The organism is Bacillus sp. FSL M8-0256, assembly GCF_038005765.1.
GTDB lineage: Bacteria > Bacillota > Bacilli > Bacillales > Bacillaceae > Bacillus > Bacillus safensis.
In genome coordinates this window covers 1446159-1464629 of sequence record NZ_JBBOTU010000001.1, presented here as the reverse complement: position 1 = coordinate 1464629, position 18471 = coordinate 1446159, and the positions used below count along the sequence as shown (strand labels likewise).

19 protein-coding genes are annotated in these 18471 nt (G+C 40.1%); 8 read left to right on the top strand and 11 right to left on the bottom strand.

The features are described 5' to 3' along the window. Positions 1-110: 110 nt before the first annotated feature. The 5 genes from NSQ76_RS07360 to fadH all read right to left on the bottom strand — a co-directional run bounded on the left by NSQ76_RS07360 (position 111) and on the right by fadH (position 4535). Positions 111-626 carry a ribonuclease H-like YkuK family protein gene (locus tag NSQ76_RS07360; protein ID WP_024426864.1) on the bottom strand — a complete coding sequence of 172 codons (516 nt, stop codon included), beginning with the start codon at positions 624-626 and terminating at the stop codon, positions 111-113. A 146-nt stretch (positions 627-772) separates the two neighbouring features. Next, complete coding sequence (locus NSQ76_RS07355) at positions 773-1015, bottom strand: YkuJ family protein (RefSeq protein ID WP_003212254.1); 243 nt, start codon at positions 1013-1015, stop codon at positions 773-775. 184 nt (positions 1016-1199) lie between these two features. Continuing rightward, positions 1200-2096, bottom strand: a complete 897-nt coding sequence (locus NSQ76_RS07350; RefSeq protein ID WP_024424718.1) for a manganese catalase family protein — start codon at positions 2094-2096, stop codon at positions 1200-1202. A 389-nt stretch (positions 2097-2485) separates the two neighbouring features. Next, positions 2486-3706, bottom strand: coding sequence for an EAL domain-containing protein (locus NSQ76_RS07345; RefSeq protein ID WP_341053219.1), 1221 nt, complete (start codon positions 3704-3706; stop codon positions 2486-2488). A gap of 64 nt (positions 3707-3770) precedes the next feature. Beyond that, complete coding sequence (gene fadH, locus NSQ76_RS07340; RefSeq protein WP_024426862.1) at positions 3771-4535, bottom strand: 2,4-dienoyl-CoA reductase; 765 nt, start codon at positions 4533-4535, stop codon at positions 3771-3773. Positions 4536-4673: 138 nt separating this feature from the next. Between fadH and NSQ76_RS07335 the strand changes: the two genes are divergently transcribed. From NSQ76_RS07335 to NSQ76_RS07320, 4 genes are all read left to right on the top strand, one after another. Further along, entirely contained in the window at positions 4674-5531 is an 858-nt protein-coding gene (locus tag NSQ76_RS07335) for a metallophosphoesterase (protein WP_257802702.1), read from the top strand. A 156-nt stretch (positions 5532-5687) separates the two neighbouring features. Next, positions 5688-6185, top strand: coding sequence for a L,D-transpeptidase family protein (locus tag NSQ76_RS07330; protein ID WP_034623332.1), 498 nt, complete (start codon positions 5688-5690; stop codon positions 6183-6185). Positions 6186-6258: 73 nt separating this feature from the next. Beyond that, the gene (locus NSQ76_RS07325) at positions 6259-7536 is read left to right on the top strand and encodes an MFS transporter (RefSeq protein WP_024426859.1); all 1278 of its coding nucleotides are present in this window, start codon (positions 6259-6261) and stop codon (positions 7534-7536) included. A 260-nt stretch (positions 7537-7796) separates the two neighbouring features. Then, on the top strand, positions 7797-8012 hold the full coding sequence (locus NSQ76_RS07320) for a hypothetical protein (protein ID WP_024424712.1): 216 nt from the start codon (positions 7797-7799) through the stop codon (positions 8010-8012). Positions 8013-8164: 152 nt separating this feature from the next. Here NSQ76_RS07320 and NSQ76_RS07315 read toward each other — a convergent pair whose 3' ends face one another. Next, complete coding sequence (locus NSQ76_RS07315) at positions 8165-9061, bottom strand: DMT family transporter (protein WP_024426858.1); 897 nt, start codon at positions 9059-9061, stop codon at positions 8165-8167. A gap of 113 nt (positions 9062-9174) precedes the next feature. Between NSQ76_RS07315 and NSQ76_RS07310 the strand changes: the two genes are divergently transcribed. Together NSQ76_RS07310 and NSQ76_RS07305 are read left to right on the top strand one after the other, a co-directional pair. Beyond that, on the top strand, positions 9175-10092 hold the full coding sequence (locus NSQ76_RS07310) for an AraC family transcriptional regulator (protein ID WP_151863009.1): 918 nt from the start codon (positions 9175-9177) through the stop codon (positions 10090-10092). A 178-nt stretch (positions 10093-10270) separates the two neighbouring features. Continuing rightward, on the top strand, positions 10271-10732 hold the full coding sequence (locus tag NSQ76_RS07305; RefSeq protein WP_008356877.1) for a YkyB family protein: 462 nt from the start codon (positions 10271-10273) through the stop codon (positions 10730-10732). 36 nt (positions 10733-10768) lie between these two features. On the opposite strand, the gene NSQ76_RS07300 is transcribed toward NSQ76_RS07305, so the two are convergent. From NSQ76_RS07300 to NSQ76_RS07290, 3 genes are all read right to left on the bottom strand, one after another. Continuing rightward, positions 10769-11677 carry a chemotaxis protein gene (locus tag NSQ76_RS07300; protein WP_024424709.1) on the bottom strand — a complete coding sequence of 303 codons (909 nt, stop codon included), beginning with the start codon at positions 11675-11677 and terminating at the stop codon, positions 10769-10771. 73 nt (positions 11678-11750) lie between these two features. Next, positions 11751-13061: an MFS transporter gene (locus NSQ76_RS07295; RefSeq protein WP_024424708.1), complete on the bottom strand. Its 1311-nt coding sequence runs from the start codon at positions 13059-13061 to the stop codon at positions 11751-11753. A 125-nt stretch (positions 13062-13186) separates the two neighbouring features. Continuing rightward, a complete protein-coding gene (locus tag NSQ76_RS07290) occupies positions 13187-13726 on the bottom strand; it encodes an RDD family protein (RefSeq protein WP_024424707.1) in 540 nt (179 codons plus the stop codon). Positions 13727-14027: 301 nt separating this feature from the next. On the opposite strand from NSQ76_RS07290, the gene NSQ76_RS07285 reads away from it, so the two are divergent. Beyond that, positions 14028-14180: a hypothetical protein gene (locus NSQ76_RS07285; protein WP_162842519.1), complete on the top strand. Its 153-nt coding sequence runs from the start codon at positions 14028-14030 to the stop codon at positions 14178-14180. A 64-nt stretch (positions 14181-14244) separates the two neighbouring features. Here NSQ76_RS07285 and NSQ76_RS07280 read toward each other — a convergent pair whose 3' ends face one another. Further along, positions 14245-15129 (bottom strand): cation diffusion facilitator family transporter, encoded by an 885-nt coding sequence (locus NSQ76_RS07280; RefSeq protein ID WP_025092345.1) that lies wholly within the window; start codon positions 15127-15129, stop codon positions 14245-14247. Between the two features lie 293 nt (positions 15130-15422). Between NSQ76_RS07280 and NSQ76_RS07275 the strand changes: the two genes are divergently transcribed. After that, positions 15423-16592: an aminotransferase A gene (locus tag NSQ76_RS07275; RefSeq protein ID WP_341053208.1), complete on the top strand. Its 1170-nt coding sequence runs from the start codon at positions 15423-15425 to the stop codon at positions 16590-16592. A gap of 25 nt (positions 16593-16617) precedes the next feature. Here the strand turns inward: NSQ76_RS07275 and NSQ76_RS07270 are convergent, their stop codons facing one another. Further along, positions 16618-18447 (bottom strand): PAS domain-containing sensor histidine kinase, encoded by a 1830-nt coding sequence (locus NSQ76_RS07270; protein WP_034623336.1) that lies wholly within the window; start codon positions 18445-18447, stop codon positions 16618-16620. Positions 18448-18471: the final 24 nt, after the last annotated feature.

Below are 18471 nucleotides of genomic sequence, written 5' to 3'. Positions count from 1 at the left end.
GATTAGCAGGCTTTTGAATGTCTGCTTCCTCTCTATACAGCTAGAATAAGGAACTAGAATCGAATCGTCAACCGCACGTTTCGACAAGGTTTGGAGAAAAATGACGGAATTTATTTTGTGTATCGATTGGCATAGCAAAATGCTGCATATGAGTCGGGTTTTATTTTTGCTTCAATTCCCATAGCTGTGATCATTCCGGTCATTTCCTGAATCAGCTCTTTCGTACTTCCTTTTTTGCCAATATCCAGATGGGCTTCAAAACGAAGGTCTGCCCCTTCCTCAGCAAACGGAAGAAGCAAATCCATCAGTTCTGTTAAAGGCCCCTCAAGGATGTCTGCACATACCTTTTGGCTAAACGCTGTCTCTAATGAAATTTTTTCTCTAAGACTTTGCACAGGCCTCTCGATCACTTGTTGTGTGAGACAGCCCCATGCTCCTTTGCCAATCCGGTGGAGATGAATTGCAGTCATAAATGTTGTGACATTTTGATTGACCTGAGAGTCCGTACCAATTGATAACACATAGGCGGATCTAGGGTCTTTTCGAATAAAGTCTTTCATTCTCATGACGACATCAGAAAACGCTAAATGATCTTCAGAAAGATTGTAGAAAAAAGAATCACTCACAGAAAGGAACTCCTTTTTAATGGTCTCTTATCCGAAAAATGCGCTGATTGATCATCTTCCATTTGTACATATCATCTATGATGATCCATGTATGCTGCCGCAATAAACGAAGGAATCCTCAGAAAAAACATTTCATACGATTCAGCTTAGGATTGTAGAAGCTCAAAAATCTCAATCGAAATCATATCAATGTTGTCAAATGGGAAAGTATTTGGCTTATCCCCTTGTTGAAAAACAGTCAATTCAAACGTTTGATTCTTTTCGAAATACTTAACACTACAGATTTTCTCACCGTTCACTTCGAAATAACGCTGTGCCGGCTCGTTTGCAGCTTCTGCTGTCTCTTGAAGACTTTGCAGCCTTGTAATGATACCCATTAATTGTGACATTCTAAAAAAAGACTCCTTTCAAAAAAACAACTCAAGATGAACCCGTATTGATTATACACAAGTCCTACAAAGCATCATACCATAAAGTGTTCTCAGATGATATTTTTCCTCTTGAATTCAAAAAAAGAAAAAGAATCTGTTTTTTTAGTTTGAGTCTTTTTTCTCATCTCATGCACCATGATTTTTATAACCCAGCAGATCTCATCAGCCGTTTCGCAATTTCATCAAAATCCTCTTTTGAAATGCCTGGAGCAAACTCTTCCGGTAATTCTCTATAATCTGGCACAGGTGCACCTTGCGGGGTGCCCTCAATGACTGTCAGCGGCTTTCCATCAATCGGATGGCTCCCTTTCCAAATTTTATTAATATCCTTGTAATCCGTATCACTAAATGTATACAGCTTTGTATGAACATTCTGATCTTCAAATTTTCTCGCTGAGTCAAAGTATTTGTTGTCGAGGTTTGGGATTGGCAACATCTTCCCCACATCTACTCCTGTAGCGACTTCAAGTGCCTTTGCATATGCCACAATATGCACGCCGCCCCTGACAAGTAAATAACCGATCATCTCTCTTGCTGTAGGATGGTCCGTCATTTCATATACGCGCATTTTGTGCGTACGTGCTCCGCATTCAAGAAAGAAATTATGGAGAAGATCAAGAATGAGGTTGCCACTTGAGAACACATTCTCTCCGGTCCAAGGTTTTGCCATTGAATCAAACGGATAGCCTGTTTGGGCTGTTTGAATAAAATGCTGTGTATTTCGTTTATCGACAGCTGCCTTCATCGGCGTCGTATCTGGGTCCCCGCCATGGGTGGTTCCTGTAATCATGAGATTGATGGCTGTGGTTACAAGCTCAACATGACCGAATTCTTCAGCCGTAATACTGGATACGAGGTCATAAAACGGTTTAAGTTTTCGTTTTCCTCTAAAGTTAAAGGATTGAAACATGTAATTATTTAATGTGGACATTTCACCGAATTTTCCGCCGAGTAATTCTTGCACAGCAGCGGCACCATTTGCATCTGGGTGATCTGGCCTTGGCAAATCAATGAGCAGCCGCGTGTCACGTTTGATCATGATGTTTCCCTCCTACCGTCTAACTATCATCACTTAAGATGTATGGAAGGTTTGGGCTGTCCTATGCATGAAGGGAAAGATTGAAGCACAAAAAAAACTTGGCGGGGGTAGCGCCAAGTTTTTTGGATCTTGATCTGATAGAGGGGTTGGGGAACAGAGAGTAGCTTCTCTCTATAACTAAATGATAATGATTATCAGTTTCATTGTCAACCATTTTTTATTTCTTTTTTCTATCAAAAAAAGCAGCCTTCAAGGCTGCCTTTTTTTGATAGAAAACTTTTGAAGTCTAGGAAGGTCGAGTACCGGAGGAGCGGAGCGAATTATACATTCATGAGCACTGGCACATAGGACTGACAATGAATACGAGGGTTTGTCTTCACGCCGCGTCTTCAAATTAATCCATCTTGCTCATATAAATAAGCATACGGAAGGTCTATAAACAAATACATATCTCCCTCTAAAGGATAAGAAAACGTACGTATCCTCTCACCGGTTTCTAAATCACTGTAAATATCGCTGAAAAATCCTTTTCCGCTAATTCTCATTTGAAGAATATTTGCTAGGAAATAAGGACGCCAGCTCCAGTTTTTTTCGATATACTCCGGCTGAAACAGCCATTCTTCTTCTTTTTTGAACACATTTCCAGTGATTTGAAAGCCTTCTTCATTACACATATAAATTCGGAAGCTGCAATCTGTTAGTTCGAGTGCCAGCTTTTGAATGAGCTCATCATTTGTGCTGCACGATTTCTTTAAAGTCGTAACAGCTTGATGAATTCGTTTATAGAATGTTTCAGAATGTTCGTAGACCGCTTGCAGCTTCTTTTTCTCATGGGCAATAAATTGCTGGAATTCTTCTCTAAGCTGATCTTTTCGGTGGCTTCGGTCGATTAATTCTCCTGCAGGCTCATGAAGATAGAACCCTTGAAAATATCTCCCGCCATTTCTCCAAGCATACTGCAGCTGGAAATTTGCTTCAATATCCTCATAAATTAAGGCTGCTCCTATTTTTCTTGCAAGCAATGAAATGCTGTACAAGACATATTCATAGGAAGGAGATGGAGCCGATGCCTTTAATGCCTGTAAATCTATTTTTAATAAATCGGGTGAAAGCAAGGCAATCCGGTCCAGATTACTGCTTTCTTTTTCTATATTTGAGACGGCGATTTTAATCCCATATGTACGATAATACGTTAACGTATGGTATAGCTGTTCAATGTCGCCGCTAAACGTATGCTCTGCAAACTCAATAACAAACCGGTTAAGCTGAATGCCCCGTGCTTCATATTCCTTTAAAAGTTCTAAAAAGCTTTCTCCATGATCCAGCATGAGGATATTGGCATCATGATTAATAAAAATGAGCAAATCGTCATCTGCAGTTGTGAAGAGATCAAGTGCTTGAGTCAATACTTTGTGATCTACTTCCAATTTATATTCGTCAGGAATAGATGAATCCGTAAAGAAGGAGCCTAGGCTGACCGTTTCTGACTCAAGCTTCATTCTTCCTAGAATCTCATAGCCTATCACTTTTTGCTCTTCCGCACTGAATATTGCTTGATAGTGCGGGAAAACATCTTCAATATTCGTTAAAATATCCAATGGATCGACCATTTTCATCACCTGCTTCTCTCTTTGTGTGATTATACCACATCAAAAGCAGGTCTTACATCGTCAATCAAAATGGTGATTGGTTGAGCCATTGTCCCCCATCCATCGTGATACAATCTCCATTTATATAAGACGCATGCTCAGACAATAAAAAGCTCGCAAGCGCTGCAATTTCCTCAGGTGTGCCCAGTCTGCCAAGAGGAACACTATCTAATGTTCTTTGCGCTGCCTCTTCAGATTCCCATAGTTTATCTGCACCGCCTGTTCTCTCAATTGGACCTGGTGCGATCGCATTGACGCGAATTCGATATTGCTTCCCCCATTCCACAGCCAGCGTTCGAGTGAGAGACAACACACCGGCCTTTGCTGCCGCCGAATGCGCCACGCCTACACCAGCACCCCATGCATAGGTGGCCACCATGTTAATCATACTTCCTCTTTTCTTTTGACGAATCCAGTAATTCCCCACTGCATGGCTGCAAAAAAATGTACCATTTAACACAATATCAATGACAGCCTTCCAGCCGTTAGGAGACAGTTTTTCTGCTGGCACTAAAAAGTTTCCTGCTGCGTTGTTAATGAGGGCATCGACATCACCAAATGTATCCACTGCAAACTTGACCATTTGGTCAGCATCCTCTGGGTTTCGTACATCCATTTGGAAATAAGCGACCGATCCGCCCTTCTGCTTCATTTCTTTTGCCGTTTTTTCCAGCGTCTCTTCCGTTCTACCAGTAATCACGACATTCCAGCCTTCAGCTGCCAAATGAGCAGCCATCGCCTTCCCCATACCGCTTGATCCCCCTGTGACAATCACTGTTTGTTTCGTCATTTGTTCTCCCCCTCTGTGTCATTTGAATGACTATTCATTCATTATTGTCTATCATATCATGATTGACCCTCGGTGCACCATATGGGAGATTATCCAAATATGATGCTATACTTAATTTTATTTATAAAGGAGTCTTATATGAAGCAGCTTTCCCGCAGACAATTTTTAAAAGGAGCAGCTGGTGCGAGTATTCTCGGTTTTTTGGCTACAAGTTGTGGATATGGATATGCCAGGTACATTGAGCCGCGCATGATCGATACCGTGTCACTGACCATTCAAGATGCTCAGCTTCCAGCTTCATTTGACCAGTTTAAAATAGCCCAATTTAGTGACGTTCATTTGAGTGATACATTCGCTGCGAAGAATCTAAAAGCCATCGTCCAGAAAATCAATGCTGCATCTCCAGATCTCATTGTGTTCACAGGTGATCTCGTTGATTTTCAAGCATCCTCTGAAGAGCATGAAAAAGCGAAGGCTTATTTGAATAAGCTTCATGCTCCGTTCGGTAAGCTTGCCATCTACGGAAATCATGACTACGGACCATTTGGCGTGGAGCTTTATGAGAAAACAATGGAGGCTTGTGGATTTACTTTATGTAAAAATGATGTGTTTCTATTAGAAAAAGATCATGCGCATATTCAGATTGCTTCACTGGATGATCTCATGATGAGCGTGCCTGATTACGATTTGATCAAACGGGAAGTATCAACTGATTTATTTACATTACTGCTCGTCCATGAGCCTGATGCCGCATTAGAGCTGAAAACCACACCTATTAACTTGCAGCTTTCCGGGCATACGCATGGCGGTCAAGTGCAGCTGCCTTTCTATGGACCGATTCTCACAGCACCTTACGGCCGTACATATGTAGAAGGTTTATACGGCAGTGATCAGCACCGCATCTATGTCAACCGTGGACTTGGAACAACGCGGCTGCCGCTTCGGTTTTTAGCCAAACCCGAGTTAACCTTTTTTACCTTGACATCTCGCGTATAAATAGAAGCCAAACCGCCCTCTCCTGCATATGTATAATCAAAGATCTTTCTCATGACAAATGTTAGGAGAAACCTTACGGGGCCTGATTCCGTCCATATAGTATGTCAAGCGACGGCATCACGGCTTCTTTTATTTGAGTAAAAGGAGTGTGCTTTGGTGCTTCGATACACGGTGAAAAGCGGGGAAACCCTTGCTTCTATAGCACTTGATTTTCGAACAACAACAGATGCCTTAAAGGCTGCAAATCCGTCACTTCAAGCTCGCGAGCCCGAACAAAATGAGGTCATCATTATTCCTGGTTTGCCGGATCCTAATACGATCCCTTACCGCATCTTTGTTTCGATTTCAACGAAACGTCTTGTTTTGTTTTCTGGATCACAGCTTATTCGTTCGTATCCGATTGCAACAGGGAAAATTTTAAATATGACACCGACAGGTTCTTATTATATTGTCAACAGACAGCCAAACCCAGGAGGTCCCTTTGGCGCTTATTGGCTGAGCCTCTCAAAAATTCATTACGGCATTCACGGTACGAATAACCCGTCTTCAATTGGTAAAGCTGTTTCTAGAGGATGCATTCGCATGTATAATCAGAATGTCATCGAGCTTGCTTCACTCGTTCCAAACGGAACACCTGTGACCATTAGCCAGTAGATGAAATCAATTGTACGAATGGTTAAAATTTTATATGATATAAAGTGGGATCTTCAGGTTAAGGAGCGTATTTATGGATATTTTTAAAAACAGAAATTTTGTTCGTCTCTTTTTTGCGGCACTTGCTTCGCAAATGGGGACAACAGTAGGCAATATGGCGTTTGCCTTTTATTTGCTCGACCATTTTAGTCATCAGCCCGCATACGCCACATTGGCTGAGCTTATGTATTCTCTTCCTACTGTCTTTGTCTTTTTTATGGTCGGTGTGGTCGCAGACCGGTTTGATCGTAAAAAAGTCGCAGAGAATTGTGATTGGATACGAGCTGGGCTGACGATTGTATTATTCATCGTTATTTATTTTAATTCACTGCCACTTATTTTCTTGATCTTGTTTATTCGAAGTGCCATTACGAAATTCTTCTATCCAGCTGAAGCTTCTCTCGTTCAGGCCATTTTAAATAAAGATCAATATGCAAAAGCCGCTGGCTTAAATCAAATGCTGTTTAGTTTATTTATGGTATTTGGCGTTGGACTCGGTGCCATTATGTATAAAACGATTGGTCTTCACGGTGCCATTACAATTGATTTAGTCAGCTTTATTATTTCAGGCATCCTGATTCGTTCATGTAACATTCCAATTGAAGCGCGTCAGCCAAATGGACAAGCTGGCTGGAGAGGCATGACCATTAAAACGTCTCTGAAAGATTTTAAAGAAGGCATACTGTATATTTTAAAAAATAAATTATTGGCTTCTTTAATTTTTGGCTTTTTTGTTTTCGGTCTAGTCAATGGCGCATTTGCCGTTCTTCCGATGTTTACAATGAAATATGGACTTTCACCAGACCATTTTGAGCTGCATACATCCTTCTTTACAATTGCGATCGGTGCAGGATTGCTCGTTGGAAGCTTAATGGGCTCTGTCCTCGCTAAGAAGGTAAAGATGCAATATCTCATGTCGATTCCAATTCTGGTCGCAGGTATTTTGATTTTTGTCCTTGGTTCTACCCATACATTATGGTTGTTTTATGTCACATCATTTGTCATTGGTACATGCATTGGCCCAGTCAACATTGTCATTGGCGGCTGGCTGCCTAGAATCGTCCACCCTCGCCTGATGGGCCGTGTGTCAGGATGGGTTGATCCGCTTACTATGTTTGCTCAATCGATGACATTAGGTCTGATTGCTGTATTATTTCCAAAACTCATCACAAATGTTTCTTATATTTATTACGGAATGGGCTTTATTATTTTACTCGTTTTCCTTTTTTACTTCATTACACTGCCAAAGTTCAGCAGAGAAGCTGCCGACTTAGACGTGCAGCGTGAACTAAAGGGTCAGGGAGTTCAATAAGTAAATAGTAAAAAGGACTTTCTTTTCGGGAAAGTCCTTTTTGCATGGCTGAAACATCCTTCATGTCATTTCCTCTGCCCATAGAATCTGTTTGGAGCATGCATAAATAAATCACATATACCTCGCTTTACTACCCCCCTCCATCCAATTAGCACTTCTCGTTTTGTTTTGTTGATCCATTTTTTCTTGTTTTTCACAATAAAATTCCTTTACATCATTAAACGTTTTATAGTAGGATAGTCAGGTTGGAGGTGAAAGAAATGCTAAAAAGTTACTATTTTATTCATACAAAGAATGAACAAGGACAGTTTGTTGTACATACAGAAGATTGTGCATTTTTAGGTGATGCTGCAAGCCGTACATTGATTGGCATGCATATGAATGGGGAAAGCGCCATGGGCGAAGCCAAACAAATGACGAATGAAACGGACTTTAATGGTTGTTTTTATTGCGCTTATTCTATTCATACAAAATAATTCATCTGCTTACATCATATAAAAAAATATCATTTGAGAAACTACCCATTTTAATAAATAGGTAGTTATCATGAACTAATAGTTCACTTTATTTATATTTCATTCAGTCAATTCTTCTTATCATTCCTTCTATTGTTCAACACCCATCCCTCTCATTTTTTCGGCTGATACAATGCCAAGAATAAAATCATATAGACAATACAAGCTGTCCCTATCCATTGGAAAAGTCCGAATGGCTCTTTTAACCAGAAAACAGTCGTAACGACTGCTGCAAGGGGCTCAACACTTCCAATTAAGCTCGACTCTTTTGGTGATAAGTATTGCAAACTTTCTATGTAAAACCAAAAAGCGATCATCGTTCCAAATATGACCACAAATAATAAATAGACATACGCTTCAAAAGGTAAATGAGTGAGATTAACCTTCCAAGGAGGATGGATCAAGCTAAGGACGCCTCCTCCTATCAGCATCGCCCAGCCGACAACCACTAGAGAATCGAATTGTTTTAACAGGCTGATTGGATATAACGTATAAAACGAGAGCGCCACAGCCGATAATATTCCCCAAATCACTGCCGCAAATGGAACGGTTAATGTTGAAATAGAACCATTCGTCAATAAGAAAAACATGCCTGCTAAAGCCAATACCACTGTGACTAGATCTCTTCTAGTGAAGGTTGATTGCCTGCGAATGACCAAATACACGATAATCATAACAGGGGCTGTATACTGAAGCAGCGTTGCCACAGCAGCATTTCCATGTTGAATGGATGCCATATAAGTATATTGAACAGCCAGCATCCCCATGAGTCCAAATAGAAGGATTTGCATCGCTGTCCTCTTCTTTTGCCACACACCCATCAGATGTGTTTTTTCTTTTGTCATCACATGAACAAATAAAAGCAATCCCCCTGAGATGAGCAGCCGGACCGTCACAAGCCAATTGACATCAATCCCATATTGCTGAAACAATTTTTGTGAAATCGTTCCTCCTACACCCCAGCAGATGGCGCCTATGAGTACAAGTAAAATGCCCTTTCTCCTATTCATTTTCATTCTCCTCAATTCTTAACAAATCATGATAATATAGTTGATAGTAGTTCACTTTGTTACATATTGATATATTAATTGAACATAAAAATAAAAGAATATTGAGGAGAATTATGCACAACCATCATTTTCTGATTGACTACAACCTGAAAGAATTAACGGAGCATTCCACGACAACATGGCCTATTGCTCTTTATCATACGAAAATTCGTCATCATAGAAGCGGCTATATTCCTCTTCACTGGCATGACGAGTTTCAATTTGTCTTTACTTTAGAGGGTGAGGCTGAATTTCATATCAATGAAGAGACATTATATGTAAAGCAAGGAGATGGCATTTTCATCAATAGTGGCTGCCTGCACATGGCAAAAGATGCGAATGGGACGGCATGTACTTATGTTTGTTTAAATGTCTCTCCCTACTTCATCACAGCGAATGAATTATTCACCACTTTTGTCCATCCTTATATGCATGCGAGCCAGACACCTTATATTTTACTCAACCGAAAAGATCACTGGCCTAAACATATTTATCAATGTATTCAAACCATTCAACAATTAATTGATGAAACTCCAGTCTATTATGAACTTGAACTCAATATTCAGCTCATCACCATTTGGAAAAGCTTATTACAAAATGGCTTCCAAATGAAACATGATGCGCGTAAACACGATAAAAATGAACGGATGAAACACATGCTGAATTGGATTCATCAGCATTATCATGAAAAGATCCTTCTCCAAGATATTGCTCGTGCAGGACAGCTTAGCCGCTCAGAATGCTGCAGATCCTTCAAAGACATTTTAAAGAAATCACCTATGCATTATGTAAATGAATATAGAATTCAGCAAAGCCTCATCCTGCTTCAAGAAACGGATCTCACTATCACAGAAATCGCTTACCAAGTAGGCTTCAACAGCACAAGCTATTTTATCAATTTGTTTAAAAGAATAAAAAATACGACACCTTTAGCATATAAAAAATTAAAACAGCTGGATCTTTTCCAGATAAAACAGGTAGAGGAAAACTGATGGCAGATAGCTTGTTTACTAAAAAGCAGAAGGTGTTTTAGACCTATCATGAATGGCAATTGTAAATACAAGCGATGAGAATCCCATCGCTTTTTACAATAACTCTATTTGCAATTTACTAATAAAAACGTATAATTTATACTAAGCACAGGAAGACGAAAGACAAAGGAGAGAAAAAATGGACGATTATGCTCATACTAAAGACATAGAACCTACAGCAGAAAACATCGCAAAAGCCATTTATACTGTTAACCGCCATGCTAAAACCGCACCAAACCCCAAGTTTCTTTATCTTTTGAAAAAACGCGCGCTGCAAAAACTATTGCAAGAAGGTAAAGGAAGAAAAGTGGGCCTACATTTCTCTAACAATCCCAAGTATAGTCAACAACAGTCCGACGTGCTGATTGAAATTGGAGATTATTATTTTCACCTGCCACCAACGAAAGAAGACTTCGAATTTTTGCCACACTTAGGAAATTTAAATCAATCATATCGCAATCCGAAAGCGAATATGTCATTAAACCGAGCAAAGCAAATACTTCAAACGTATGTCGGTTTAAAAGAAAAACCTGCCGCCACAAAACAAAAATCACATTACACAAAGCCCGTCTTCAAACGTCTCGGGGAAAGTTATTTTTAAACAGAAAAAACCACTCATACCGAGTGGTTTTTTCGTTTAGATAATAAAATGATCGACTTTTTCAATCAGCTGATGAATTTCTGGTTTACTGATTTGATCATCTGCCCCGATCGTTTCCCCTTTATGACGCAAATCTTCAGTGATTAACGAAGAGAAAATAAGAATCGGAATGGAATTTGTTAAAGGATTGTCCTTCAGCAGTTTTGTTAGCCGGTGGCCATCCATTTTAGGCATTTCAATATCCGTAATAATCATATCAATTTCTTCTGTGACACTGATTCCTTTGCTGACAAGGTCCATGACATGATCATATGCTTGTTTGCCATCTTCAAAGGTCACAATGTTTTTATAGCCTGCTTCGGTTAATTCATTTGTTAATAAACGCATGAGAAGCGGAGAATCTTCAACGACATACAGTTTCTTCCCTGTTCTTCTCTCGTCTTTCTCACCGTCAAACATATGATACGTATCAACACCAGAAGCGGATTCAATATCATAAATGATTTTTTCGTAATCTGGAAGGAAAATCATTTTTTCATCAAGCTTAATGATGCCCGTTAAATGACGGTCCATCCCTTGATTGAGTGCAGTCGGCTTCTCAATCTCTTCCCAGCTGACGCGGTGAATTTGTGATACCGTTCCTGTATGGAACACAAATTTCCGTTGGTTGAATTCAGTCACAATATATTTCTCTTGTTCTGACTGATCTGACTCGACATTAAAAAAGGAAAATAGATTGATGACTGGTAAAATCTCGCCTCGTAAACTAATCATCCCTTCTACATCTTGGTGAGAGTGCGGTACAACCGTCACCTCAACCGGCTGAATGATTTCTCTTACTTTCATGACGTTAATGCCGAATTGATTTGCACCAATTTCAAACTTCACAATTTCCAATTCATTGGTACCAGAGTCAAGTAAAATTTCTTGTTTGTTTAAAGCCACGGAAATCCCTCTATTCTTCAATATAAGATTGTACTTTTTATATCGGCAGCATAGGTAAAAAGTTGACGTTTCTTTACGCTTTCTCTCGAACGAATTGATGAATCACAAGTCCTATCGCTGCAAGGATGAGCAAAGACCCTAGTGCAAGGCGGCTTGCGAGATTTCCGTGCTCTGCAAACAGCAGGGTAACTGAGCCATAAATGATCGGCCCGATAATGGAAGATACCTTCCCTGAGAATGCAAAGAGGCCAAAAAACTGTCCTCGCTTTTCCTTCGGTGTCAGTTCAATAATCAAGATTCGTGATGCCCCCCAGCTTGCGCCAAGTGAAATCCCGAATAAACTGCCCGCTATCCAGAAGACCCATTCGGTTGCCGCTGTCACAGCCAGAATGAGCGCCACAATTAAAATGACATACACGACTGTAATCGATCGCTTTGCCCCTATAGCTTTTGTGATATATCCAAACAGAAAGGAGCCAATGATACTTGAAATGGTCGACACAAGATAGAGCAAAATAAATTGCCCAGCGGTAAAGCCAATGATGATTTTGGCATAAACAGCCATCATCGCAATCGCTGTTTGTAAAGCATCATTCATAAAAAAGAAAGCAATCATAAAGATAAAAGCTGGCTTGTACTTTTTCATCTCTTTAAACGTGTGAATAATCTCTTTATACCCGCTGAAAAAAGACGCCTTTTTCTCTCGCTGAGGCAGCGGATGAGGATCTTTTACAAAAAAGAGAAAGGGTAGAAAAAAGAGAAGGAATAAAAGAGCTGTCGGAATAAATGCTTCATGAAACTGGTCATTGCCGACAAGTAAATAAACAGAGAGACCGACAAGTGTTCCTAAATAGCCAACGGCGATACCAAATCCTGAAATAAGCGGGATTTCTTCCTTTGTCCCAAGATCGGGCAAAATGGTGTCATAGAAAACAAGACTAGAATGATAAAAAAACTTTGCGATCACAAACAAGGTGACCACGACTAATAAAGAAACAGGCAGCCCAAACCATTCACTTGAGAAATCAATCCCAGCAAAAATCCCCATCATCAACGTACAAGCAATACATATGAACGTAAACACCGTAATGTAGCGTTTCTTTTTCCCTGTACGATCAATCAGCACTCCGTATAAAGGTGTAAAAATGACGAGAAAAAAGCTGGCTAGTGCGTTTGCATAAGAAATAAAGGTGCTGGCGATCTGGTCCATTCTCGCACTGTCCCCGATCGTTTCCTGCAAGTAAAATGGGAAGAAAATGGTGATCATATTTGATGAAAAGATCGTATTAGCAAAATCATACAACGCCCAGGCCAGCACAGGTGCTGTCAAAAACAGCCCAAAGCCTGCCCCTTTTTTCTGTGCGGTCTTTTTTCCTGTTCTCAATCGATTGTCTCCCTTCCCTGCCTCATTTTTCACTATCATTCTATTTTATGTGCTGTTTCCCTCTTCCATACGAGCGATCTATGAAAAAAAAGCACCTCTTACCATATAGCAGAGGTGCTTTTTCATTATTTCTTCACAACAATGGTACTTGCAATCAAATCGTGAAGTGCTTGTTTTTTTTCTGTGAAGAAAGCAATGATATAGCCAATATATAAGATCGGAGACAAAAAGCCTTTTGCAAAGAAGCGGCCAGTTGCACGGCCAAATGTGACCTTTTCGCCTGTGACTTTTGTTACTTTGATGCCGAGAGCCATTTTTCCAAGTGTTCCTTGCAATTTTGATGATTCCATGATGGCGTAATAAAGCCATGTCACCACGGTACCCATCAAGATTGCCCCTATATAGAAAAAGATCAGTCCCATAATAGCTTCCCACTCCTCATCCGTAATGACGGTTGAAGAATAGTAATAACTGTCGTCATCCATCATCATTGCTGCCTCTGGGCTTGAGATAAAAAAGACTGACGCCAAAATAAACATGATAAATGCAATTGGTACACCGATAATGATACCGTCCAAAAGGTGTGCAAGAAAACGATAGCCTACACCTGCTAGCTCAGGATGCTTCTTTTCTTGAATGTGTGGTTCTGTTATGTTGGTTTCCATCCTATTTCTCCTTTATTATGTATGTTTTCTATAAATTTCTTATAATCATTCGTTATTATATCCTATGAATATAGCAAGATCAATGGAGCTTTACACTTTTACATACATTTTAGATCAGTTTGATCTAAGCGATTTATGTGAATAAATACTGAAAATTTGTGAAAAACATGGCACTTCTAGTTCTTTTACCTCCTGATTTTTTAACATTTTGTGATATTTTCGTCTTGTTTCCATTCTTCTGTTGACAATGATTCTTCAAATGGTACAATAGTCAAGGATTTTTTAAAGAAAGGTGTTCATGATGGGAACTGTCGTATTATTAAAGAACAACGAAATGACTGTAATTGAAGATATTTGTGAGGCTGATTTTTTAGATATGAAGCATGGTTTGTCAAATGATGACACAGCTTATATCTCTTGGTATGAAGACTACGATACTGCTTATGGATATTGATTTCATTTCATAGATGAAGCGTAAAAAAAGGCGATACAACCTGAGAATAGGTTGATCGCCTTTTTTACGTTTGTGCGCTTCTTTCACTTTCAGGTTCCACATGAATAAAGATTTGTGCATGCGGAAATTCCAGCTGAATCTTCTCTTCAATTCGATCACATAATTGGTGCACATCTTCAATCGTTGTCTTTCCATCTACAATCAAATGAAAATCAATATATTCCTCGGCACCAGACCGCCTTGTTCGAAAGTCATGATATTCAATAAATTCTTGACTAAATCCTTGAATGATCGCTTCGATTGATTGTTCTTCCTCTGGTGTTAACCGAGCATCAACAAGCGGCGGGAAGGCTTCCTTCATGAGTTTAAACGCTTCACGCATAATAAAGAGGGCCAGAACCATTCCAATGATCGGATCTAGGAAATACCAGTCGGTTAATGCCACAAGCAATAAACTAAATGCCACCCCTAATGACGTAAACACATCCGTTAAAAGATGCAGTGCATTTGATTTCATGGCAACTGAATGTACTCGCTCAGCCTCTTTGTTCACAATCCTCGATACAACAAAATTGATGAGCGCGCCTAGCAGCATGACCACAATGCCAAGCACAGGCAGCTTGACTGGCTCTGGATGCATTAATTTGTGAACACATTCGTATATAATCCAAATGCCAGCAACGAAAATCAGCAGTGTCTCAATCGTTCCAGAAATATTTTCGACTTTTCCATGTCCATAAGGATGTTTAGAATCTGCTGGCTTTCTTGAAATACGAACAGAAATAAATGCAATAAACGATGCCATTAAATCGAGAAACGAATGAATGGCTTCTGATAAAACCGCGACAGATCCGGTTAATAGACCCACAATGATTTTTAAGATGACAACAAATGTGTTGCTCAGCACGGATAGAAACGCGATTTTCGATGTCTTCGCTGATTGTTCCATCTATCGTCCTCCTTTAGGAGATCGTATGTCTATGAAAGCAATTCCCATGACCCTGATTCTCACGTTCTTTCAGTTTACGCAGTTTTGCCGTTTTCTAATCATCTTCATCACAGCCTGTATTTTCTCTTGAGGTTACGCTATAATAAATGTTGCTCTTTCTTTAATATATCACTCATGCGGTGATGGATAGGAGAATAGACTACATATAACGATATCCAGTGCCTTTCGCAGGTGACATTTATGCAGTGAATGGTAAAATAGGATAAAAACATAAATTTTTAAGGTGATGAGAAATGGAGCATTTGCTGAATCCAAGAGTAAAGGATATTGAAATTTCAGGCATTCGAACATTTTCAAATCTCGTATCGTCATATGAAGATGTCGTTTCATTGACGATAGGCCAGCCCGATTTTTATACGCCGCATCATGTCAAAACAGCTGCCAAAGCAGCCATTGACGAGAATTACACCTCATACACTCACAATGCTGGTTTCCTAGAGCTAAGACAAGCGATCCAGCATTATATCAAGAAGAAAGTGAATCTTGATTATGATGCAGAGTCAGAAATCATTGTGACGACAGGTGCAAGTCAAGCAATCGATGCTGCGTTTCGAACCATTTTAACAGAAGGCGATGAGGTCATTTTACCTGGACCTGTATACCCCGGATATGAACCGATCATTCGAATATGCGGTGCCATGCCCGTACATATTGACACAACGAATGCCGGCTTTAAATTGAATGCCAAGCTGATTGAGGATGCGCTAACGGAAAAGACAAAGTGTGTGGTTCTTCCTTACCCTTCAAACCCGACTGGTGTCACGCTTTCAGAAGAAGAATTGAAAGAAATTGCCCAGCTCCTTGAAGGAAAAGACATCTTTATTTTATCCGATGAAATCTACAGCGAGCTGACATTTGACCGGCCGCATCATTCAATTGCCTCTTTCTTAAAAGAACAGACCATTGTCATCAATGGACTGTCTAAATCTCATAGCATGACTGGATGGAGAATTGGATTTTTATTTGCTTCAGCTCCAATTGCTAAACATGTATTAAAAGTACATCAATATAACGTGTCTTGTGCCTCGGCTGTCTCACAAAAGGCGGCACTTGAAGCTGTGACAAATGGTGTGGATGATGCACTGATCATGAGAGAGCAATATAAGAAAAGACTCGATTATGTATATGATCGGCTCATTTCTATGGGGCTTCCGGTGATTAAACCTTCTGGCGCTTTTTATATTTTTCCATCCATTGAATCGTTTGGGATGAGTTCCTTTGATTTTTGCATGGAGCTGTTAGAAAGTACAAGACTTGCGGTCGTACCAGGCTCTGCTTTCTCTCCACTTGGCGAAGGGTATGTGCGCCTGTCTTACGCTTATTCACTTGAAACGCTGAAAGAAGGACTTGACCGGCTAGAACAATTTGTACTCGAAAAACGTTCCATTCATTCGCTAGATTGAAACAACGGCTCTCTTGCCGTTGTTTTTATTTTGCAGGAAACATGATGTGAAATACAGTGCCCTTTTCAGGCTGACTATCCACACGGATCGTCCCGTTATGATTTTCTAAAATATTAAATGTGACCATGAGGCCAAGTCCTGTTCCTTTTTCCTTTGTGGTTAAAAAGGGCTCTCCAATCCGCTTCATCACCGATTCAGGAATGCCGATCCCTTCATCACGAATCGTGACAAGTATTCCATCACCTTCTGCTTTGGCTGTGATGTCTACCTTTCCTCCGTCCGGCATGGATTCTACGGCATTTTTGATTAAATTGATAAACACTTGCTTGAGCTGATTTTGATCTCCGTTCATCAGGAGACCCTCCTCTATCTCACTTGTGTTCATTAAAATGCCATTTAAGTTCGCTTGTGTTTCTAACAAGGCTGTGACTTCGCTGATGATTTTTTTCAAATCCAGCGTCTGCATTGAGGACGTTTGCTGCGGTTTCGCCAGCATTAGCAGCTCACTCAAGATAATTTCTATTCGGCTCAGCTCAGAGAAAACAATCTCGAAGTATTGATCGCGATCTTTTGTTTTCGGTTTAATAAGCTGTAAAAAGCCTTTGATGGCGGTCAATGGGTTTCTGATTTCATGTGCAATGCCAGCCGCCAATTGGCCTGCAATCGATAATTTTTCAGAGCGGAGCATGAGCTCTTCTGTCTGCTTACGTTCGGAGATATCTCTTAAAATAATTTGAACCGCTGTTTCTCCAAAAAATGTAGTTGGGATACAGACCATTTCTGTATAAATCAGCTTATGTTTAAACGTATGACAGCTCATTGTGACAATCTCAGAATCTGATGCTCTTTCAATAATACGTGATAAACTCTTTTTGACCTTTTGCTGATCACAGGAATGAATTTGATGAAAGATATCCTTTCCTATTAATTTATCGTAATGCTCGGCTTCAAATAATTTAATGCCAGATTCATTCATAAACACCCATTTGTGATCATGGATGACCGCAATCGTATCAATGGAATTTTGAATGAGCAGCTGATACCTCTCCCGGCTTTTTTGAAGAACGGTTTGAAATTTTTTACGGGATGAGATGTCCACGAGCAGTAAAAGCTCTGCCCGCTGATTTTGATAAATCGTCGGTGATGACTTTACCTCAATATGAATACTACTTCCATCTTGACGCTTCCATATCTGTTCAATCATTCCGACTGGAAGTCCTTGCTGCAGCCTTGTTATTCGGCTTCTGACAATGTCATGGTACTCCTCAGCAATAAAATCAAACGCGGACTTGCCGATCATGTCATCTCTTGCACTTACCCCCATTAATTGCAGCATTGCATCATTCGCATACACAATTTTCCCTAAAGTCGTAATACATAACGGATTTGGCAGCATGGCAATCAATTGTTCAGCTTCACCGACATTTTGGAAAGCCGGCAGACTGCCTAACGACTGTTCTGCTACGTTTGATGTTGTTTGAAATGCTGCTTTTTGGGGCTCAGTATCCAGCACCCTCATTTTCAGGATCATTTCTCTACTTACTTCGTTGTCTAACCCATCACAAGCAACAAAATCAATGCTTGCTTCGATCCATACAGCTGTCAGATCACTTCTTAGCAGTCTAAAGTGGCAAACCTCTAGCATGTGCTGATTGTAAAAATAACTTTCGACGAGAAATTGATCTTCGGTATGAACAAAGTCTTTCAAAAAACACCCTAGTAAATCCTTTTGTTCATAGAGCAAAAGCTGCTTACAGTTGGAAGAAATGTAGAGAAAGCGGCCATTAGAAGAAAGAACGGCATGTAAATCGATGTTCGAATACAATTGATTCGAATCTTTCATTTGTTGTTCCATCGTCGTCCGACCCTCCTTTTCATT